Here is a 475-nt window from a genome sequence, read left to right as displayed (position 1 = left end):
GGGCTGGAAGCTGCGGGTGCTGCTCGCGCAGGCGCTGTTCTCGAACCCGGACGTGCTGCTGCTCGACGAGCCGACCAATAACCTCGACATCAACTCGATCCGCTGGCTCGAGGACACGCTGAACAACTACGATTCGACGATGATCATCATCTCGCATGATCGTCACTTCCTGAACTCGGTGTGCACGCACATGGCCGACATGGACTACGGCACGCTGAAGGTCTGGCCGGGCAACTACGACGACTACATGCTCGCGTCCGCGCAGGCGCGCGAGCGCCAGGCCGCGGCGAATGCGCGCGCGAAGGAGCGCGTGGCCGAGCTGCAGGACTTCGTGCGCCGCTTCTCGGCGAACAAGTCGAAGGCCCGCCAGGCGACGAGCCGCGCGAAGCAGATCGACAAGATCAAGATCGAGGAATTCAAGCCGTCGTCGCGCCAGAATCCGTTCATCCGTTTCGAATTCGAGAAGAAGCTGCAC

Annotated in this window: 1 pseudogene; it reads left to right on the top strand. The window is 62.5% G+C overall.

Features of this window, described 5'->3' with window-relative positions:
- A pseudogene (locus tag J5M56_RS24940) lies at positions 1-475 on the top strand (ABC-F family ATPase); the annotation flags it as partial.

The organism is Pseudomonas sp. 51_B (assembly GCF_017491595.1).
In the GTDB taxonomy this organism is placed as follows: domain Bacteria; phylum Pseudomonadota; class Gammaproteobacteria; order Pseudomonadales; family Pseudomonadaceae; genus Aquipseudomonas; species Aquipseudomonas promysalinigenes.
Note: the sequence above shows the minus strand (reverse complement) of the source record. Positions and strands in the feature narration are given on the sequence as shown.